General features: G+C 56.7%; 19 protein-coding genes. 8 read left to right on the top strand and 11 right to left on the bottom strand.

The features are described from left to right. The first annotated feature begins 196 nt into the window (after positions 1 to 196). Genes AC30D7_RS19820 through AC30D7_RS19830 form a run of 3 tightly spaced genes read left to right on the top strand, consistent with a single transcriptional unit; the run spans position 197 to position 2,200 of the window. Positions 197 to 1,318, top strand: a complete 1,122-nt coding sequence (locus AC30D7_RS19820) for a beta-ketoacyl-ACP synthase III (protein ID WP_490135179.1) — start codon at positions 197 to 199, stop codon at positions 1,316 to 1,318. 37 nt (positions 1,319 to 1,355) lie between these two features. Then, complete coding sequence (locus AC30D7_RS19825; RefSeq protein WP_490135180.1) at positions 1,356 to 1,970, top strand: RNA polymerase sigma factor; 615 nt, start codon at positions 1,356 to 1,358, stop codon at positions 1,968 to 1,970. Then, on the top strand, positions 1,964 to 2,200 hold the full coding sequence (locus tag AC30D7_RS19830; RefSeq protein WP_476214788.1) for an anti-sigma factor family protein: 237 nt from the start codon (positions 1,964 to 1,966) through the stop codon (positions 2,198 to 2,200). The genes AC30D7_RS19825 and AC30D7_RS19830 overlap by 7 nt, the downstream gene beginning before the upstream one ends. Before the next feature lie 131 nt (positions 2,201 to 2,331). Here the strand turns inward: AC30D7_RS19830 and AC30D7_RS19835 are convergent, their stop codons facing one another. Next, positions 2,332 to 3,654 carry a putative porin gene (locus AC30D7_RS19835; protein ID WP_490135181.1) on the bottom strand — a complete coding sequence of 441 codons (1,323 nt, stop codon included), beginning with the start codon at positions 3,652 to 3,654 and terminating at the stop codon, positions 2,332 to 2,334. A 278-nt stretch (positions 3,655 to 3,932) separates the two neighbouring features. Here AC30D7_RS19835 and AC30D7_RS19840 point away from each other — a divergent pair, with 278 nt between their 5' ends. Beyond that, positions 3,933 to 5,057 (top strand): GNAT family N-acetyltransferase, encoded by a 1,125-nt coding sequence (locus tag AC30D7_RS19840; protein WP_490135182.1) that lies wholly within the window; start codon positions 3,933 to 3,935, stop codon positions 5,055 to 5,057. A 34-nt stretch (positions 5,058 to 5,091) separates the two neighbouring features. Here the strand turns inward: AC30D7_RS19840 and aqpZ are convergent, their stop codons facing one another. The 5 genes from aqpZ to AC30D7_RS19865 form a co-directional block, all read right to left on the bottom strand. Further along, entirely contained in the window at positions 5,092 to 5,790 is a 699-nt protein-coding gene (aqpZ, locus tag AC30D7_RS19845) for an aquaporin Z (protein WP_490135183.1), read from the bottom strand. Positions 5,791 to 5,987: 197 nt separating this feature from the next. Next, entirely contained in the window at positions 5,988 to 7,820 is a 1,833-nt protein-coding gene (locus AC30D7_RS19850) for an ABC transporter ATP-binding protein (RefSeq protein ID WP_490135184.1), read from the bottom strand. A gap of 93 nt (positions 7,821 to 7,913) precedes the next feature. Further along, on the bottom strand, positions 7,914 to 8,471 hold the full coding sequence (locus AC30D7_RS19855) for a peptidylprolyl isomerase (protein ID WP_105339935.1): 558 nt from the start codon (positions 8,469 to 8,471) through the stop codon (positions 7,914 to 7,916). A gap of 3 nt (positions 8,472 to 8,474) precedes the next feature. Beyond that, positions 8,475 to 9,278, bottom strand: a complete 804-nt coding sequence (locus AC30D7_RS19860; protein ID WP_490135185.1) for an alpha/beta fold hydrolase — start codon at positions 9,276 to 9,278, stop codon at positions 8,475 to 8,477. A 14-nt stretch (positions 9,279 to 9,292) separates the two neighbouring features. Further along, the gene (locus AC30D7_RS19865) at positions 9,293 to 10,216 is read right to left on the bottom strand and encodes a PA3225 family LysR-type transcriptional regulator (RefSeq protein ID WP_490135186.1); all 924 of its coding nucleotides are present in this window, start codon (positions 10,214 to 10,216) and stop codon (positions 9,293 to 9,295) included. A gap of 49 nt (positions 10,217 to 10,265) precedes the next feature. Here AC30D7_RS19865 and AC30D7_RS19870 point away from each other — a divergent pair, with 49 nt between their 5' ends. From AC30D7_RS19870 to AC30D7_RS19885, 4 genes are all read left to right on the top strand, one after another. Further along, the gene (locus AC30D7_RS19870) at positions 10,266 to 10,595 is read left to right on the top strand and encodes a 3-phosphoglycerate kinase (protein WP_490135187.1); all 330 of its coding nucleotides are present in this window, start codon (positions 10,266 to 10,268) and stop codon (positions 10,593 to 10,595) included. A gap of 150 nt (positions 10,596 to 10,745) precedes the next feature. Continuing rightward, positions 10,746 to 11,345: an FMN-dependent NADH-azoreductase gene (locus tag AC30D7_RS19875; protein WP_490135188.1), complete on the top strand. Its 600-nt coding sequence runs from the start codon at positions 10,746 to 10,748 to the stop codon at positions 11,343 to 11,345. 349 nt (positions 11,346 to 11,694) lie between these two features. Further along, positions 11,695 to 12,555, top strand: coding sequence for a carboxylate/amino acid/amine transporter (locus AC30D7_RS19880; RefSeq protein ID WP_490135189.1), 861 nt, complete (start codon positions 11,695 to 11,697; stop codon positions 12,553 to 12,555). Positions 12,556 to 12,714: 159 nt separating this feature from the next. Continuing rightward, positions 12,715 to 13,134, top strand: coding sequence for an Lrp/AsnC family transcriptional regulator (locus AC30D7_RS19885; RefSeq protein ID WP_490135190.1), 420 nt, complete (start codon positions 12,715 to 12,717; stop codon positions 13,132 to 13,134). Positions 13,135 to 13,250: 116 nt separating this feature from the next. Here the strand turns inward: AC30D7_RS19885 and AC30D7_RS19890 are convergent, their stop codons facing one another. Genes AC30D7_RS19890 through AC30D7_RS19910 form a run of 5 tightly spaced genes read right to left on the bottom strand, consistent with a single transcriptional unit; the run spans position 13,251 to position 18,075 of the window. Then, entirely contained in the window at positions 13,251 to 13,934 is a 684-nt protein-coding gene (locus AC30D7_RS19890) for a phenylalanine--tRNA ligase beta subunit-related protein (RefSeq protein WP_490135191.1), read from the bottom strand. A gap of 7 nt (positions 13,935 to 13,941) precedes the next feature. Next, a complete protein-coding gene (locus tag AC30D7_RS19895) occupies positions 13,942 to 15,165 on the bottom strand; it encodes an ATP-grasp domain-containing protein (RefSeq protein ID WP_490135192.1) in 1,224 nt (407 codons plus the stop codon). A 13-nt stretch (positions 15,166 to 15,178) separates the two neighbouring features. Continuing rightward, positions 15,179 to 16,360, bottom strand: a complete 1,182-nt coding sequence (locus tag AC30D7_RS19900; protein ID WP_490135193.1) for an MFS transporter — start codon at positions 16,358 to 16,360, stop codon at positions 15,179 to 15,181. A 7-nt stretch (positions 16,361 to 16,367) separates the two neighbouring features. Further along, entirely contained in the window at positions 16,368 to 16,682 is a 315-nt protein-coding gene (locus tag AC30D7_RS19905; RefSeq protein ID WP_490135194.1) for a Rieske 2Fe-2S domain-containing protein, read from the bottom strand. 13 nt (positions 16,683 to 16,695) lie between these two features. After that, positions 16,696 to 18,075 carry an iron-containing redox enzyme family protein gene (locus AC30D7_RS19910; RefSeq protein ID WP_490135195.1) on the bottom strand — a complete coding sequence of 460 codons (1,380 nt, stop codon included), beginning with the start codon at positions 18,073 to 18,075 and terminating at the stop codon, positions 16,696 to 16,698. Positions 18,076 to 18,353: the final 278 nt, after the last annotated feature.

Consider the following 18,353-nt stretch of genomic DNA (forward strand, 5'->3'; position numbering starts at 1 on the left):
CAAAAGGGGCCAAAAGCCAGCGGTTATGGCAAACTTCGGGCCTATAAACGCCAGCCCCGCGTTTTTCAGCCTCCACGGGACCGGGCGGATCGGAATAAAGCGATGCCAGGTTTGCGTTCGGAACCTGGAATAGACCCTTTGTGTGTTGGTACGTCGGTGCCAGCGCTTTCTGCCTGAACAGATTAGAGAAACGACCATGCATAACGTCGTCATCAGCGGCACCGGCCTGTACACCCCGGCCAACAGCATCTCCAACGAAGAGCTGGTGCAGTCTTTCAACGCTTACGTCGCGCAGTTCAACGCCGACAATGCCGAAGCCATTGCGCGCGGCGAAATTCAGGCATTGACCGAGTCCAGCGCAGCGTTCATCGAAAAAGCCTCCGGCATCAAAAGCCGCTTTGTCATGGACAAGGAAGGCATCCTCGACCCGCAACGCATGGCACCACGCTTGCCCGAGCGCTCGAATGACGAGTGGTCGGTGCTGTGCCAGATGGCTATCGGGGCGGCCGAGCAAGCCTTGCAGCGTGCCGGCAAGACCGCCGCAGACATCGACGGTGTAATCGTCGCCTGTTCCAACCTGCAACGCGCCTACCCGGCCATCGCCATCGAAGTTCAGGAAGCGCTGGGTATCCAGGGTTTCGGTTTCGACATGAACGTGGCGTGTTCCTCGGCGACCTTCGGCATCCAGGCCGCAGCCAACAGCGTGCAGCTGGGCCAGGCCCGGGCGATCCTGATGGTCAACCCGGAAGTGTGCACCGGTCACCTGAATTTCCGCGACCGCGACAGCCACTTCATCTTCGGCGACGCCGCCACCGCGGTGATCATCGAGCGCGCCGATCTGGCGACCTCCAAGTACCAGTTCGACGTGGTCAGCACCAAACTGCTGACCAAGTTCTCCAACAACATCCGCAACAACTTCGGCTTCCTCAACCGCGCCGCGGAAGAGGGCATCGATGCCCCCGACAAGCTGTTCGTCCAGGAAGGCCGCAAGGTGTTCCGCGATGTCTGCCCGATGGTCGCCGAGCTGATCGCCAAACACCTGGAAGAAAACCAGCTCAACGTCAGCGACGTGAAGCGTTTCTGGCTGCACCAGGCCAACCTCAGCATGAACCACCTGATCGTCAAGAAACTGCTGGGTCGTGATGCCACCGAAGCAGAAGCCCCGGTGATTCTCGACACCTACGCCAACACCAGCTCCGCCGGTTCGGTGATTTCGTTCCACAAGAACCAGGACGATCTGGTCAGCGGTTCGCTGGCTGTGCTCAGCTCGTTTGGCGCCGGCTATTCGATTGGCAGCGTGATTCTGCGCAAGCGCTGAGTTGCCACAATATCGGTGGTTCTGAAACGAGGTTTGCATGGCTGCTGCTGACGACACCCTGTTGCTCGAACGCCTGCTGGCGGGCGAGCAGAAGGCTTTCAAGGAACTGGTCAGCACTTACCACAGCGCCATGCGTGCAGTGGCTTATGCGATTGTCGGCAACCGGCATGCCGACGAAGCGGTGCAGGACGCATGGCTGTCAGTGGTGCGCAATCTCGGCGGGTTCGAGGGGCGTTCGAGCCTCAAGACCTGGCTGCTGACCATCACCGCCAATTCGGCCAAGAGCCGCTACAAGCAAAACCGTCGGGAAGTGTTGCTCGATGACCTGCCGTCGCCCCATGGCACGATCGATGATGATCGTTTTTCATCGAGCGATGGTCATTGGCTGGTGGCGCCGTTCGCCTGGCATCAGGACACGCCAGAGGCCCTATTGACCGAAAACGAGCTGCGCGAATGCCTGGAACACACGTTGCTCAGCCTGTCAGAACTGCAAAGCAGTGTGTTGCTGTTGCGCGAGCGTCAGGGGCTGGAGTTGGAAGAGATCTGTAATCTTCTGGAAATCTCACTCTCCAATGTTCGTGTGCTGCTGCATCGGGCACGGTTGAAGGTCTTTGCGACCGTGGAGCATTTTGAGGAAACCGGCGAATGCTGACCTGTAAGGAACAAGTGGCGCGCTCCAGCGATTATCTCGATGGTCAGTTGAGTTTTCGCGAGCGACTGCTGATGCGGCATCACTTGATGTTTTGCCCCAATTGCCGGCGGTTCATTCGGCAGATGCGGTTGATGCAGGCGACCTTGCGGGTGATGCCGCAGAAGCCGGTCGAGGATGTGGAGGCGCTGGCCGAGCGGCTGGCGGCTCAGCGGCGTAAAGATCGTTCCTGAAGAAAAACACAGGCCGGCGCGGGTGAAACGAACGGATGATGGGGATCGTTGCCCCGCGCCAGACTGTTGAACCTCTTCAAACGATACGACCGGATGTAAACCGCATCGTTTGAAGTGTGCTGCCTGATTGCTTAGAACTTCGCTTCCGCGTCCAGTTGCAGCGTGTTGGTGTCGGCATCACGCTGGGTACGGCTGGAGAAGTCGGCTTTGGTCAGGAAGTAAGTGGCACCGAGGGCGAAGTTCTTGTCGATGTCGTAACCGACTTTGAACTTGTGACCGCGAGAACCGGTGGTGCCGTTGGCGAAGTCCGAGTCGGTGAAGGCGCCGACCACGGCGTTACGCTGCACGTCGCGGTAGTTGTAGTCGAGGTTGAAGCCGAAGACTTTCGACTTGGCACCCACCAGCCAGGCAGTGTCCTGATCGGTCACCGCATCGTTGTTCTTCACATATTGACCGTAGAACGACAGCGGCATCGGCAAGCCGCCGATATCGACCTGGCTGAAACCTTCGTACAGGCGGAACTCGTTGTTGGCCGAGTTGCCGTTGACGGCCAGGGCGCACGGCGTGGAGGTGCCGGTGCAACGGCTGTCTTCGTCGTTCTGGTAGGCATAGACGCTGCCGCCGACGGTCAGTTTCAGGTTGTCGGTGATGGCGAAACGGCTGCCCAACTGGCCGGCGGTCAGACGCAGGTCGTGACGAAATTGCACGCCTTCGCCGTCGACGTTGTCCTTGAGGTTGTAGTTGCCCAGGCTACCGAACAGTTCGGCACTGCTGCCCAGCGGGTATTTGTAGGTCACTGCCAGACCTTCCGGGTTGATGTCGCTGTCCCAGATCACATCACCCATGCTGACCCACGGTTGCAGCATCTTGCCGCCGATCACATGCAGGTTTTTGATGGCGTCCGGGTGGTAGTCGATGTAGCCAAGATCCAGCCAGATCTGCTTCTTGTCGAAGTAGTTGTCCATGTCCTGGTTGGTCGAGCGAGCATCGTCACCGCCGCCGGTGGCAATGCGGATGCCGGTGTCCACTTGCGGGTTGATTTCGCTGTAGGCACCCAGGCGAGCGCGGATGCGTTGACGATCCTTGTCGCGGCCACCGTTGTTGGGTTCGCCGTCGATCTTGACCGTTTCCTGGCGTACGCGAACGTCGCCCTTGAACTGGGTCTTGGCGGCCCAGGCCAGTTTCTGGTCGAAGGCGCTCAACTCGTTGGCTTTCTTCGCGGCGACCGCAACTTGTTCGTTGGTCTCTTGCTGCGCCTGCTGCGCGATTTGCTGAGCCTTCTGATCCTTGGCCAGTTCGGCTTGCAGTTCAACGTACTGCGCCTGGGAAATAGAACCGTTAGCCTTGAGCATGTCGAGCAGTTTGGCGTCGACTGCGGCGCTGGCCGGAACACTCATGGCCAGCAACAGGCCGCCGCACATGGCCGCCGCAGTTTTCGTGGAAGCAAGACGCATAGCAATCTCCGAAGATGAGAGGGATGGCTGAACCATCCTGGACACAACCGACGGTTGAAGGTCGGAAAGCAGTGGTCGGGTAGAACCCGACGCTCTAAAAACAGGCGCCAGTATCGCGATGGTTTATGACAGGTCAGTGGCGAAGTGATGGCAGGTCGATGACGATACAAAGGTTTCCGAAATGCCTGATTCAGAGCCTTGTATCGGATTGACGCGTGTGGATTGCCCTGCGATCGGCGATACTCGCGGGGCTGTCACGCCAAGATGTGGAGAGGAAAATGCCGCTGCAACGTCTGCACTCACTGTCGCAAATCGCATCCCGTACCTGGGATGCCCTCGTGCCGGAGAATCAGCCGTTTCTGCGCCATGCGTTCCTCGGCTCACTGGAAGACAGCGCCAGCCTCGGCCCGCACTCCGGCTGGCAGCCCGAGCATTTGCTGCATGTCGAAGGCGATCGCCTGATCGCCGCGCTGCCCAGTTACCGCAAATGGCATTCCTACGGCGAATACGTGTTCGACCATGCCTGGGCCGATGCCTGTGAGCGTGCGGGCATCGACTACTACCCCAAACTGTTGACGGCGGTGCCGTTCAGTCCGGTCAGCGGGCCGAGATTGCTGGCGGCGACGATCGAGGACGGTTTCGAACTCTTGCAGAGCCTGCCGGGTTATCTGGAGATCGAAAAACTTTCCAGCGCCCACATCAATTTCACCGATCCGTTCACCGACGCTGCATTGGCCGAACAGCCAGGCTGGTTGCAGCGCATTGGCTGTCAGTACCACTGGCAGAATCGTGGTTACCGGGATTTTCAGGACTTTCTCGACGCCCTCAGTTCGCGTAAGCGCAAGCAAATGCGCAAGGAGCGTGAGCAAGTGGCGGGGCAGGGCATCGACTTCGAATGGCTGGAAGGCCGGCAGCTGACCCAGGCGCAGTGGGACTTCGTGTACGCCTGCTACGCCAATACCTACGCGGTGCGTCGGCAGACGCCTTACCTGACGCGGGACTTTTTCAGTCTGTTGGCCGAGCGCATGCCGGAGGCGATTCGCGTAGTGCTGGCCAAACAAGGTTCACGGCCAGTGGCCATGGCCTTCAGCCTGGTCGGCGGTGACAGCTTTTATGGTCGTTACTGGGGTTGCCTGGCGGAGTTCGATCGCCTGCACTTCGAGACCTGTTTCTATCAGGGTATGGATTACGCCATTGCCAACGGCTTTCAGCGTTTCGACGCCGGCGCTCAGGGCGAGCACAAACTGATTCGTGGCTTTGAACCGGTGATCACCCATTCCTGGCATTACCTGCGCCATCCGGGCTTGAAGTCGGCGGTGAAAGATTTCCTGGAACGCGAACGTATTGGGGTGCTGGGGTATGCAGAAGAGGCGAAGACCGCCTTGCCTTACCGACAAGGCTGACCTTCGCCGTTGATTGCAGGCTCAGTCGCGCAGATTAGCTGTCTTCTTTGCCCAGCCAGCGATACATCACACCACCGATGACCGCCCCTAGAATCGGCGCCAGCCAGAACAGCCACAGTTGTTGAATCGCCCAACCCCCGACAATCAGCGCCGGGCCCGTACTGCGGGCCGGGTTGACCGAGGTGTTAGTGACCGGAATCGAGATCAGATGGATCAGGGTCAGCGCCAGGCCGATGGCGATGGGCGCCAGCCCGGCCGGGGCGCGTTTATCGGTGGCGCCGAGAATGATCAGGATGAACATGGCGGTCATCACCAGTTCACTGACAAACCCCGCCGCCATCGAGTAGCCGCCTGGCGAGTGTTCGCCGTAGCCATTGGACGCCAGGCCACTGGCCAGTTCGAAGCCGGGTTTGCCATTGGCGATGAAGTACAGCAGGGCCGCGGCGATGACCCCGCCAACCACCTGGGCGATGATGTAGGCGGGCAGTTCTTTGGCGGGGAAGCGTCCACCGACGACCAGCCCGACCGAAACCGCAGGGTTGAGATGACAACCCGAGATGTGGCCGATGGCAAAGGCCATCGTCAGTACCGTCAGGCCGAATGCCAGGGATACCCCCAGCAAACCGATCCCCACGTTTGGAAACGCTGCCGCCAGAACCGCACTGCCGCATCCCCCCAATACCAGCCAGAACGTACCTACCAATTCTGTAGCCGAACGTTTGAACAAAGACATAGCGAGTTTCCCTATCGAGATAACACTGTCGTTGTGCATCCAGCAGATGGACTTCGGAACCTCCAGTACCTTGGCTGAGTACAGCAGGATTTTTACGGAACTCCAGTGACCATAAAAAAACCGCCAGAGCCCGTGGTTAGCGGGCTCTGGCGGTTTCTGGTGTTCTTCTGTGTGGCTGATGGCGCCAAGATCGCGGCTCAATCGATCCCGACAAACCCGCCGGTCTGGTGTTGCCATAACCGTGCATACAAACCGCCATGGGCCAGCAGTTCGGCGTGGCTGCCGGTTTCGGCGATCTTGCCGTTTTCCAGCACCACCAACCGGTCCATCCGGGCAATGGTCGAGAGACGGTGAGCGATGGCGATCACGGTTTTGCCCTGCATCAGGGTTTCGAGGCTTTCCTGGATCGCTGCTTCGACTTCCGAGTCCAGCGCCGAGGTGGCTTCGTCCATGATCAGGATCGGCGCATCCTTGAGCAGTACCCGCGCAATCGCAATCCGCTGACGCTGGCCACCCGAGAGTTTCACCCCGCGCTCACCGACGTGTGCATCGAAACCGGTGCGGCCTTCGGAGTCCGACAGCAGCGGGATGAACTCGTCGGCACGGGCCTTGTGCGCCGCTTCCCAGAGTTCGGCGTCGGTGGCGTCGGGTTTGCCGTAGAGCAAATTGTCGCGGATCGAGCGGTGCAGCAGTGAGGTGTCCTGGGTGATCATGCCGATGCGTTCGCGCAGGCTTTCTTGCCCGACTTCGGCGATGTTCTGGCCGTCGATGAGGATCCGCCCGCCCTGCACGTCATACAGGCGCAGCAGCAGGTTGACCAACGTCGATTTGCCGGCGCCGGAGGGGCCGATCAGGCCGATTTTTTCGCCGGGCTTAATGGTCAGGTTGAGGCCGCCGATGATCCCGCTCTTCTTGCCGTAGTGGAAATCGACGTGTTCGAAACGCACCTCGCCACGGGCCACCGCCAAGGGTTTTGCCTGTTCGCGGTCGGTGACGCTGACCGGTTGGGCGATGGTCTGCAAACCGTCCTGGACCATGCCGATGTTTTCGAAAATGCCGTTGACCACCCACATGATCCAGCCGGACATGTTGACGATGCGGATCACCAGCCCGGTGGCCAAGGCAATCGCGCCCACGCTGATCAGCGACTGCGTCCACAGCCACAGGGCCAGCCCGGTGGTGCCGACGATCAAGAGGCCGTTCATGCTGGTGATGACCACGTCCATGCTGGTGACCACACGGCCGGCCAGTTGGGCTTTTTCGGTCTGTTCCGCGATGGCTTCGCGGGCGTACTGCTGTTCGAAGTTGGTGTGGGCGAACAGCTTGAGGGTAGTGATGTTGGTGTAGCCGTCGACGATCCGCCCCATGAGTTTGGAGCGTGCATCTGAGGACACCACCGAACGCTCTTTCACCCGCGGCACGAAGTAGTAGAGCGCGCCGATGTAGGCGGCGATCCAGATCAGCAGCGGGATCATCAAGCGCCAGTCGGCTTCGGCGAACAGCACCAGCGAGCTGATCGCGTAGATCAGCACGTGCCACAGCGCATCCACCGCTTGTACGGCAGAATCGCGCAGGGAGTTGCCGGTTTGCATGATGCGTTGGGCGATGCGCCCGGCGAAGTCGTTCTGGAAGAAATTCAGGCTCTGTTTGAGCACGTAACTGTGGTTCTGCCAGCGGATCAGGCTGGTCATGCCGGGACTCAAGGTCTGGTGCACCAGCATGTCATGCAGGGCGAGGAACAAGGGGCGCAGGATGAGCGCCACCGCCGCCATCCAGGCCAATTCCACGCCGTGGACCTTGAAGAAGTCGACGTTGGATGTGCTCTGGGTCAGGTCGATGATGCGACTCAGGTAGCTGAACAGCGCCACTTCGATCAGCGCGCCGAACAGGCCGACGACCAACAAAACGGCGAAGATTGGCCAGACCTGCTTGAGGTAGTAGGTATAGAAAGAGAGAACCCGGCTCGGTGGAGCCGCCGTCGGGGCGTCGCGGAAAATGTCGATCAGTTTTTCGAAACGGCGATAAAGCATCGGTTCTCCGCCCGCGTACGGGCTCTCCTTTAAACGATATGAGCGGCGCCGAAAGAACCGGCGGCCGCTCAAAACTCCCTGTCCAGCTTACTCTCAGTCGATGCGCTTGGCCGACTTGATGAACACAGGATCGGCCGGCACGTCTTTCATTCCGTTTTTGGTGGTGGTCTGCGAGTTGACGATGACATCGACGACGTCCATGCCTTTTACGACTTTACCGAACACGGCATAGCCGTCGCCCTGGTCCAGGAAATCGTTGTCCTTGACGTTGATGAAGAACTGGCTGGTGGCCGAATCCGGCACGGAAGTACGGGCCATGGACAGTGTGCCACGCACGTTATGCAAACCGTTTTTCGATTCGTTCTTGATCGGCGCCTTGGTTTCCTTCTGTTGCATTTGTTGAGTGAAACCACCGCCCTGGACCATGAACCCTGGAATCACACGGTGAAAGATCGTGTTGTTGTAGAAGCCACTGTCGACGTACTCAAGGAAGTTCTTGGTACTGATCGGCGCCTTGACCGGGTCCAGTTCGATTTCGATCTGGCCGTTGGTGGTCTCCAGCAGCACGTGCGGTGCCTTGGCCGGCGTGGCGGCCATCAGGTTGGCGGCAAACAGAACGGAGCCGGCGACGAGGGCGATTTTTTTCAGCATGGGTCAGTGATCCTGAGTGGTGGTGTCGACTGCGGTGAGAAACTCGAGCAGCGTTTGGTTGAAGCGTTCGGGTTGATCCAGCGGGGTGGCGTGGCGCGAATCGGCGATCACCACCAGCCGCGCATCGGGCAGCAGTTTTACATAGGTTTCTTTCAGCGCAACCGGGGTGTAGTCACGGTCGGCGCTGATAACGAGGGTTGGACAGGACACCTTGTAAAGTCGTTCCTGAACCCCCCAATCAACAATGGCATTGAAGCTGGCGAGATAAGCATGTTTGTCGTTTTTTGCCCAGCGCGCTGCTATTTTTTGTCGTAACGAAGCTTGTTCCGGCTTGGGAAACAGTTTGGCGCCCAGGGCCTTGCCGATGGTGCCCATGCTCAGCACGTGCATCAGGCTCCAACGCTTGAACCACTGCCAGTAATCGTTGCGGCTGCGCCGTTTGACCTCGGGCGCGCTGTTGACGATGCACAGGCTCTTGAGCAGTTGCGGCTGATCCACTGCCAGTTGAAAGGCGATCATGCCGCCCATCGAAAGCCCCGCAAGATGTACAGCGCCCAGGTTCAGATGTTCGATCAGCGCGATCAGGTCGGCACTGAACCCGGCGATGCTGTAGCGCTCGCGGGGTCTGTCGGAGCGTCCGTGGCCGCGCACATCCGGCACGATTACTCGATAGCGGGCCGAGAGCGCCGGGATCTGCATTTCCCAGTCCTGGGTGCTGGAGCCCAACCCGTGAACCAGCAGCAACGGCGTGCCGTGGCCATATTCCTCATAGTGCAGGTTGCAACCTTCATGTTCGAAATAGGCCATGGGTACACTCCGTGTCAGGCTTGTTCGGGCGCGGCGAAGGGCGCATCCAGCGGCGCGGTATCAAAGGTGCGCAGCAGTTCGATGAGAATCTGCGTGGCCGGGCCCAAGGGTTTGTCCTTGTTCGAATACAGATAGAAACTCGGGTTGCGGCTTCCGCCCTGATCCAACGGTAGCACCTTGAGCGTGCCTTCCTTCAATTCACGCTCGATCATGTGCCGGGGCAGCCAGGCGAAGCCCAGACCGCTGCTGACGAAGGTCGCGGCAGTGGCCAGGCTGCCGACGGTCCAGCGCTGTTCGGCACCGAGCCAGCCGACATCTCGCGGTTGCTGACGGCCGGAGTCGCGGATCACCACTTGCATCTGGCTTTCCAGGTCCTGGAAGCTCAGCTCGCGATTCAGACGATGCAGGGCATGTTCGGGGTGGGCGACCGCGATGAATTCGACATCGCTCAGCTCCGCGCCCAGGTACCCGGGAATACTGAAACTGGTGATGGCCAGATCGGCCACGCCTTCGAGCAATACTTCTTCCACCCCCGATAACACTTCTTCGCGCAGCCGCACCCGGCAGCCGCGGCTTTGCGGCATGAAGGCGGTCAAGGCGCGGACGAGGCGGGCACTCGGGTAGGCGGCGTCGACCACCAGCCGCACTTCCGCTTCCCAGCCTTGTTCCATGTGGTGGGCCAGGTCTTCCAGTTGACTGGCCTGTTTCACCAGTTGCCGCGAGCGGCGCAGCAGCACGCCGCCGGCCTCGGTGAGCACCGCTTTGCGGCCATCGATGCGCAACAACGGCACGCCGAGTTGGTCCTGCATGCGCGCTACGGTGTAGCTGACCGACGATTGCGAGCGGTGCAACGCTTCGGCGGCCTGGGCGAAACCGCCGTGATCGACCACGGCTTGCAACGTTCGCCATTGATCAAGGGTCACGCGGGGCGCTTTCATGTTGAGCTCCTCTTGTCCTAAGCTGGCAGTTCTTATTGGAGACTGCCGAATGAAAAAACTTTGTTGTGTGATGGCGGGTTGTGCAGTGTTAGCGATGTTGCCGCTGACTGCGTTTGCCTATCCGATCGATGTCAATAAACAGCTCAACGGTTTGAAGGTCGACTACAACGCCTATGACACGGACGCCGACATCGGTTCCATTCAGGTCAACAACTACGGCGACACAGACATCACTTGCAAGGTGGTTTTCAATAACGGCCCGGAAGCGCCACGCACCCGCAAGATCGACGTACCCGCCGGCAAACACAAAAACGCCACGGCCAAGTTCACCCGCACCATTATCAAGCTGCGTATCGACCTGACCTGCACACCTAAATGACTCCAAGTGGAGCAAGTCGGCTGGGCATGCTCCGCTTATAAACGAATTTATCGATGCTTTATAGCAGTTATTTGCGCTTTTTCATCGATATGACTCTGTTTAACCTTCACTCCATCGACCTACAGCATTCTCAGATGGAGGCTACATCCCATGTCCCGCGTTCTGATCATCGAAAGCAGCGCCCGTCAGCAAGACTCGGTTTCCCGCCAACTGACCCAGACCTTCATCAGCCAGTGGAAAGCCGCACACCCGGCCGACCAGATCACCGTCCGTGACCTGGCCGTCAGCCCGGTGCCGCACCTGGACATCAACCTGCTGGGCGGCTGGATGAAACCTGCTGAGCAACGCAACGAGATCGAACAGGCTTCCCTGGAACGCTCCAACCAATTGACCGACGAACTGCTGGCCGCCGACGTGCTGGTGATGGCGGCGCCCATGTACAACTTCGCGATTCCGAGCACCTTGAAAGCCTGGCTCGACCATGTGCTGCGTGCCGGCGTGACTTTCAAATACACCGAGACCGGTCCGCAAGGTTTGCTCAGCGGCAAGCGCGCCTACGTGCTGACCGCTCGCGGCGGGATCTACGCCGGCAGCACCGCGGATCATCAGGAACCTTACCTGCGTCAGGTCATGGGCTTTATCGGCATCCACGACGTCACGTTCATTCACGCCGAAGGCATGAACCTGGGCGGTGACTTCCAGGAGAAAGGCTTGAACCAGGCCAACGCCAAACTGGCCCAGGTCGCCTGAGCCGTTAATCGCCAGATAATCACTGGATGGTCTAGTGACCTGGCGCAACCCTTCAAGCCTGCACGCGCATCGAACCTCCCTTTGCACTTGTTGCTCCTGAGTGCTCTAGCCCGATTGAACGCTTTAGCGAGATCGGGCTTTTTTTTGCCTGGGATTTGCTAAGCGAACACATAACCCACCGTGGGAGCGAGCCTGCTCGCGATGACGGCGTTACATTCAACATTGATGTCGGCTGACACACCGCTATCGCGAGCAGGCTCGCTCCCCACAGTGGGGTTGTGTGTAGGCTGACCGTTCGCAGTGAAGGGCAAAACCCGCTATCGTCGCCGCCATTCGAAATGAGGCGAGCATGGGCTATCTACTTTTTGTCACGCTGATCCAGGCGTTTTCCTTCAGTTTGATCGGCGAATACCTGGCCGGTCATGTCGACAGTTACTTTGCAGTGCTGGTGCGGGTGCTGCTGGCGGGGCTGGTGTTCATTCCGCTGACGCGCTGGCGTCAGGTCGAGCCGGCATTCATGCGCGGCATGTTATTGATCGGCGCCTTGCAGTTCGGCGTGACCTACGTCTGTTTATATTTGAGCTTCCGGGTGCTGACGGTGCCGGAAGTGTTGCTATTCACCATCCTCACGCCGCTGCACGTGACCCTGATCGAAGACGCGCTGAACCGGCGCTTCAATCCGTGGGCCTTGATCGCGGCATTGGTGGCAGTGTCGGGCGCGGCCGTGATTCGCTACGACCGGATCAACCCGGACTTCTTCATGGGCTTTTTGTTGCTGCAACTGGCCAACTTCACCTACGCCGCCGGGCAGGTGCTCTACAAACATCTGGTGGCCCGCCATCCGAGCGATCTGCCGCATTACCGGCGTTTCGGCTACTTCTACCTCGGTGCGTTGGCGGTGGCATTGCCGGCGTTTCTGCTGTTCGGCAAACAGAACTTCCTGCCTGAAGCGCCGTTGCAATGGGGTGTTCTGCTGTTTCTTGGCCTAGTCTCGACCGCGTTGGGTTTGTACTGGTGGAACAAGGGCGCGTGCCTGGTGAATGGTGGGACGCTGGCGGTGATGAACAACTTGCATGTGCCGGTGGGTTTGCTTATCAACTTGTTGATCTGGAACCAGCATGAAGAACTGGGGCGTTTGCTCCTCGGCGGGTCGGTGATCCTCGCGGCGGTGTGGATCAGCCGTTCGGGGGCCAAGGCGGTAGCGAACTGAACCGTCGTTCTGGCTTGGGTACCACTGTTCGGGGAGGGGGCATCGATTATCATGGCAAAATCGGCAGGGTGATTTTGTCTGGGTGTGGTACAGGGTTATTCGCTAGAGCAGGCGGTAATGAAAATCTGTTATGGAAAAGATCAGTGCAGGGGCGGCAGAGTGGACAAGATTGATGAGCTTATTATCACTGCGTTGAAAGAAGATTCCAGGGTCAGCCTGGCAAAGCTATCAAGGCAAGTGCACAAGTCTCGAACAGCCGTAGAGTCACGCGTTCAAAAGCTGATTGATAAGGGCGTTATATTAGGTTTTACCATTAACATCGCTGAAGATGAGGCAAGCCAGCAGCAGGCGGCGTTCCTGATGCTGCGCCTTAATGGCAGCAGTTGCCATTTGGTTTTTCCTCAAGTGCACGGGTATGTCGAAGTTGTTCACGCCTATTCTCTTTTTGGTGATACCGACATGATGCTGGAAGTGAAATATAAAAGCTTCGAGGAGTTGATGGTTCTGAAGGAGAAAATTTTAAAAATAGAGCAAGTCAACGAGGTCATCGTCAACCCTGTTCTGAAAGCCTGGCGATAGACCGGCTCCTTTAAACAGAACCAGACATTCTGAGCGAGATTCCTGGGAAGCTGCAGTTAAAAAACGGCTTTTCCTTATTGTGCATTATGTGGAATCTGACGCTCAGGCTTCGATGCCTATGGGTTGTCTTGAACCAGGACCCGTTCTAAAAAGTAATGGTCCAGTGAGGGCATTTTCTCGCTGAGGGCGCCCACGAACTCTTCAAGGACCGCCTGATTGAAGTCCAGCGGTGTGTCGTGGTGGCCCAGTACCACGGCGACCAAGCTCGATGATTCATTGGTCAGCCGGAAGTCATGGGCATCGGCATCTGTTTTGCCAATGCATGCCAACAAAGCGTCTGCGCAGGTATAAACGAGATCGCCGATGGGAACGATGGCATCTTTTTTGGCAAAAAGAGGCCGGAAGGTCATGGTTTTTTCCGAGCGAAAGACTTGGATGTCATCGGGTCGATGATAGGTGTGAACACCGATGCTGACACCATGGCGGATGGCAATGGCATTGTAAGCATCCACGATGTTGTTGATGGGGCGAACCCCTTTGGAGATGAAGCTCTTGAGGATTTTCTCGTTGGCGCTGACTGTGTTGTGATAGCCCATTTTCTGCAGTTGTCGAGCAAAACCTTTATAGACACAGTTCGATTCCAGCTCGCCCAGGCGCGAGGCGACATGGTTCAAGTTGTCTGTCAGAACAGGAAGAAAACTCTGATCTTCAGACACCGTGATGCCTTGGATGACCGCGGCACAGGCATTACCAATACCTAGGTCGATGGCAGATTTTTTGATGATTAGACGGGGATTCATAGGTCTCTCATTGACGCCATAGAAGGGAACGAATGTTTTTTGCGCTGCGGTCGAGTTGTTCGAGATCGGGGTGATGCAGCCAGAACAAGCCAGGGCATGTCGCGAAGTCAATCGTTACCGGTGTTGTGGTGCCAGGGCTGATGAAGTACTTATGGCCGCCATACGAGAGATCCTGCTTCACACTGCTCAACTCGGCGTCGGAAGGCTCCTCAAAGGGGCGTTGTTCGTCAGCGCAGAAGAATCCGATTGTTCCGTGGCTGATTTGGAGAGCCGCCTGGGTACCCTCGGGGGCCGTGTGACCCAGGTAGCACTCTACGGCCAGCGAGAGCAGGTCAGGTTGGTAAACCTTTTGGAACAGCTGCGGAGCGATGCCGCCATGCAGACGGGCTCCGGCTTCAATCATGACCGGTCCGTCTTCAGACCAGATGATTTCCATATGGATCGGGCCTACCCGGATGCCCAATGCTGCCGCGGCCGTTCTGGCATAGTCGATCAATGGCTGGAGGGCACTGTCGCCAGGGTCGAGGGTATCCAGGCTTTCGTAGACGAACATGCTGCCGTTCCTGTGGATTTTTGTGTATTTGCACACAGAGGCAATAATGAATGTCCCGTTAAACGCCACCATATCAACCACGTATTCCGGGCCGGCTACAAATGGCTGAACGATGAAACCCAGGTTGAACTCGCCCAGATCGTTTTTTTGATTCCAGGCGGCATGGGTCAAGGCGGCATGGACTTCTTCTTTGCCTTGTGCAAAGACAACGCCTTCCGTGGCCGCCGAGTTAAGGGGCTTGATGACATATTTCCGTTTCGGATCAATTGACTCCAGAAGGTCTGGAATCCGTGAAGCCGAACTCAGAATGCACGAACTGATGTGGGCAATTTGTTTGTTCTTCAGCGCTTGCTGCATGGAGAACTTGTTACGCCGCAGATCGCTGGTAATACGGCTGTTGCCTTTGAGTTCAAGAAGTTCGGTCAGGTAGTCCGTGAGATGAATCGCTGTTTCGCAGCCGGCAATGACAGCCGTTATTCCTTTCTTGCTCAGGGACTCAATCAGCTCTTCTTTCCATGGCAGAATCTCCGCGAAGTTTTCCCGTACCAGATCATTGGTGAAGTGGGCGGGCAGGTCGGGACGGGAGATGATGGCGATGCAGCGCATGCCTAGAGCATTGAATTTCGGGGCATACAACTTGCCGGTCGAGAACGGGTCAACAATAACAATGGTGTTCACTCTCACTTGCTCCTCAATCAACGGTAGTGGTGGCTGAGACTTCAGGAGTCAGGCTCCAGGCCAGAACAGCACATCCTAGTAAAGCGGCGGAAACGATCATCAAGAGGCGTGCCCCTTCCAGTCCCAGGAAGGCGCCGGTGGTGAAAAAGGTGAGAATCATCGGGGCCGAACCGCTGACCAACAGGTAATAGAGCGAACTCTTGGAGGCGATTACGTCGGCAATCTGTTCATTAGGTGCAGATTCAATGAGGTTTTTACGCAACTGAATTCTCAGGCTGTTAATGCAAAAGCCGAGGATGAAGGCGGCGAACATCATTAAATAAAGGTTCTGCAAGTAGACGATCGCCACATCGGCGGCAATGACGATCAGGATTGCACTATGGCTTTTGAGTTTTAGCCGTGGCAACACCGCAGCGCTGAAGGCGCCCAGACCGGCAAGTCCACTGGCGATGCCAAAAAGCGTGGCGTTCCATTCGTTGAGTTTCTGAAAGACGATGGGCACGAGGCTGTTAAAGGCACCAATGTGGAAGCCGATCATGCTGAGCACAATGATCAATATATAAAAGTTTCTGGGAAGCTGCTGTGTGGCTGTGGCGGTTACCACCTGGGCTTGCACGTTGTCATCGGGAGTAGGTGTTGCAGAAAGGAAAAGGATGGCCGCCAGGGAAACGATCGCAGCGATACCGATGATCTGCAGTGTTTGGTTGACCGAGTAGATATCCACGATCATCCCGCCAAGCAGGGCCCCACCAAAGGCACCGATCTGAATGGAAGTCTGCATGAGTCGTGCCGAGGAGTCGCTGTCGGTCAGGCCCGCCAGAACCAGTTTGGTGTTTTTCGATTCCAGGGTGCTGATGGTGAAATAATCGGTGACCCCTACCAGAAAGGCGATGCCAAGGAAGCCGATCGGCAGCAGTGCCGCTTCTGTGAACGACAATCCTACGATCGCTGTAAACGCGATGAGTCGAATATAAAGCAGACGCTTCATGCTCAACTCAATGGTAAAGAACCGACCTATATATTGTTCACAGGCATAAGGCACGACAGTCGCCACACAGAGGGTGGCGCCGACCAGGAAGGTCGATCCTGTAGTTTCCAGGCCAAACCAGACCATGGCGATGACAATCGCCATGTCCAGACCGGTGAACAGAGTGACGATCGAGTAGAACGCGGGAAGTGTAAATTTATTGTTCATAGGCCTGTCAGTTATGGCGTGAAATTTTTATTAAAGGCACACACCGATTGGTAGCGCCCACGACAGTGCTGATCATGTTTTTTACACGAACCGTTGGCAGCGATTTCTTTTCCAGATTGCAAACTTTGTAAGCGTTGTCATGCCAGGGACAGATCACACTTTCTCCGTCCTGGGTGACTTCTCCCATGTGCAGAGGCCCACCCCGATGAGGGCATGAGGTGGGTAACAATTGAGTTGCATCGCGGCGACGGTTGAGGAAATAGGTTTTCTCGTCGACCGCAACATACTGGGTATCGTTCAGGCTCAAGGTGATGGATTTCATTGCTGATGGCCGTTTAGAGTGCAGTCACAGTGTAAGTGCAGGAGGGAGAAGTGATATAAGTCCCATGAATCATTCCTTTCGGTATGACGATGCCTTCTCCGGAGTTCAGTCGGACGGAAAGTTCCGGGCTCACGACGAAATCCAATTCACCTGACTCGACCCAGAACAACTCGTCATTCGAGTGGGTGTGCAATACGGACAACTCTCCCTTGGCCTCTGTAATGGTCATGTCCGGGCGTTTTTTGTTGTGCAGTGACCGGGCTTTGGCGCGATAGTCATCCAGTTCATCATGCCATGCGATGTGCGCGTAGAGTTCCTCGTCGGCGATATCTTGAAGCAGTTTGAACTCTTCAAAACCGCGGATGATGTCGGGGATTATTTTGACGCCGAATTGTTTGATCATCGGAATGATCAGTCGTTGCAAGGCCATTCTTCCGTGGTGGACATCAATATGAGAGTGTTCGTCAAAGTACTCTGTGGTGACGGCATCCTTGAAAATATGCTTGAGGGCGCGGGATTGATGCTTGGTGGTTAGGGCCAAGGACGCTTCGGTGTAATACATGGCACCGATGTAGCGGAAAAATTCACCATGATTGGCTGACACGTAATGGAAGTAGTTGGTCAGGGACAAAGAGCCAGCGGTATAGAACTGCCAGTAATGATGAACGTGATGAGACATGTCCAGGTTCTTGAGCATGTCCTCGAAAATCGTGCTGTGTTTCTTCTTGTCAACGCCATAACCATATTCGTCGATCAGTATTTTGAACAGCTCGCTGGTGTGTTCGCCACAGTTACCCAGTACGTTGCGTGCCATGGCGGATGCTTCACTGAGGAAGTCCCCGGCACATTGAGTGAGGAAGAATCTCGCGGCCCGTTGGGGCTGGCGACTGCTGGTCAGCACGTTATAAAGTCTGGATTCCGACTGCCCGATATCATTCAGTACCTTATCGGTGTGAGTTATAAAGGATTCTTCGCACCAGGGGCCGTTGACATGTATTTCTTCATTCAACCAACCATAGATATAGTTTTCCAATGCAGGACGGATTTGTTTGCCGCTCGCCATCAACTGCGGATTGTAAAAGTTTTTGAATGCTGACAGGTCAAAGTGGGCAGGTGCCTTCGGCAGGAACACCATGTCCTGTTCGTAGATATTGAATAAAAGGCGCTGGGCCAACAGGTGATTGCTACTGGAAAGTTCGTGACTTGTCAGGCGGGTCGTGATGATTTTTTCAGTAATGTCCTGGGGCCGGGATGGTCTTTGGTAAGGGCTGGTTGTATAAAAATTTTTAGGTTGAGAAAAAGCAGGAGCGTTGGCAAAAAAGTTGAGCGCTTGAAAGTCCATGCTGCGTTCAGTGTTAGCCGAGCGCTCTGAAAGTTTTGTTATCCCTAACATGTTTGACGCCTTTGTCCAGTTGTTCGCAAGTGGCCAAATGCTATAGGTTTGGTTTTGTGTAAAACAGATTAAAAGTGCTCGCTCGTATAGTGAAAATCACTAAACGCCAGGTGGATTTTTCTTTTTGATCTTGTCAGGTTGTACTCTTTAGATTTCGGGGCTACACCCGCTCGTCGGTTTTCTATCAGTGAACTGTTATCGGTTAATCTCCGTTCAGCTAATTCTGCGTTCGCCGCTTTCGAGACTACCTGCCGAAACCAGGCAGTCGCTGGTCTCGT

It is taken from the genome of Pseudomonas sp. DF5, from assembly GCF_058148225.1.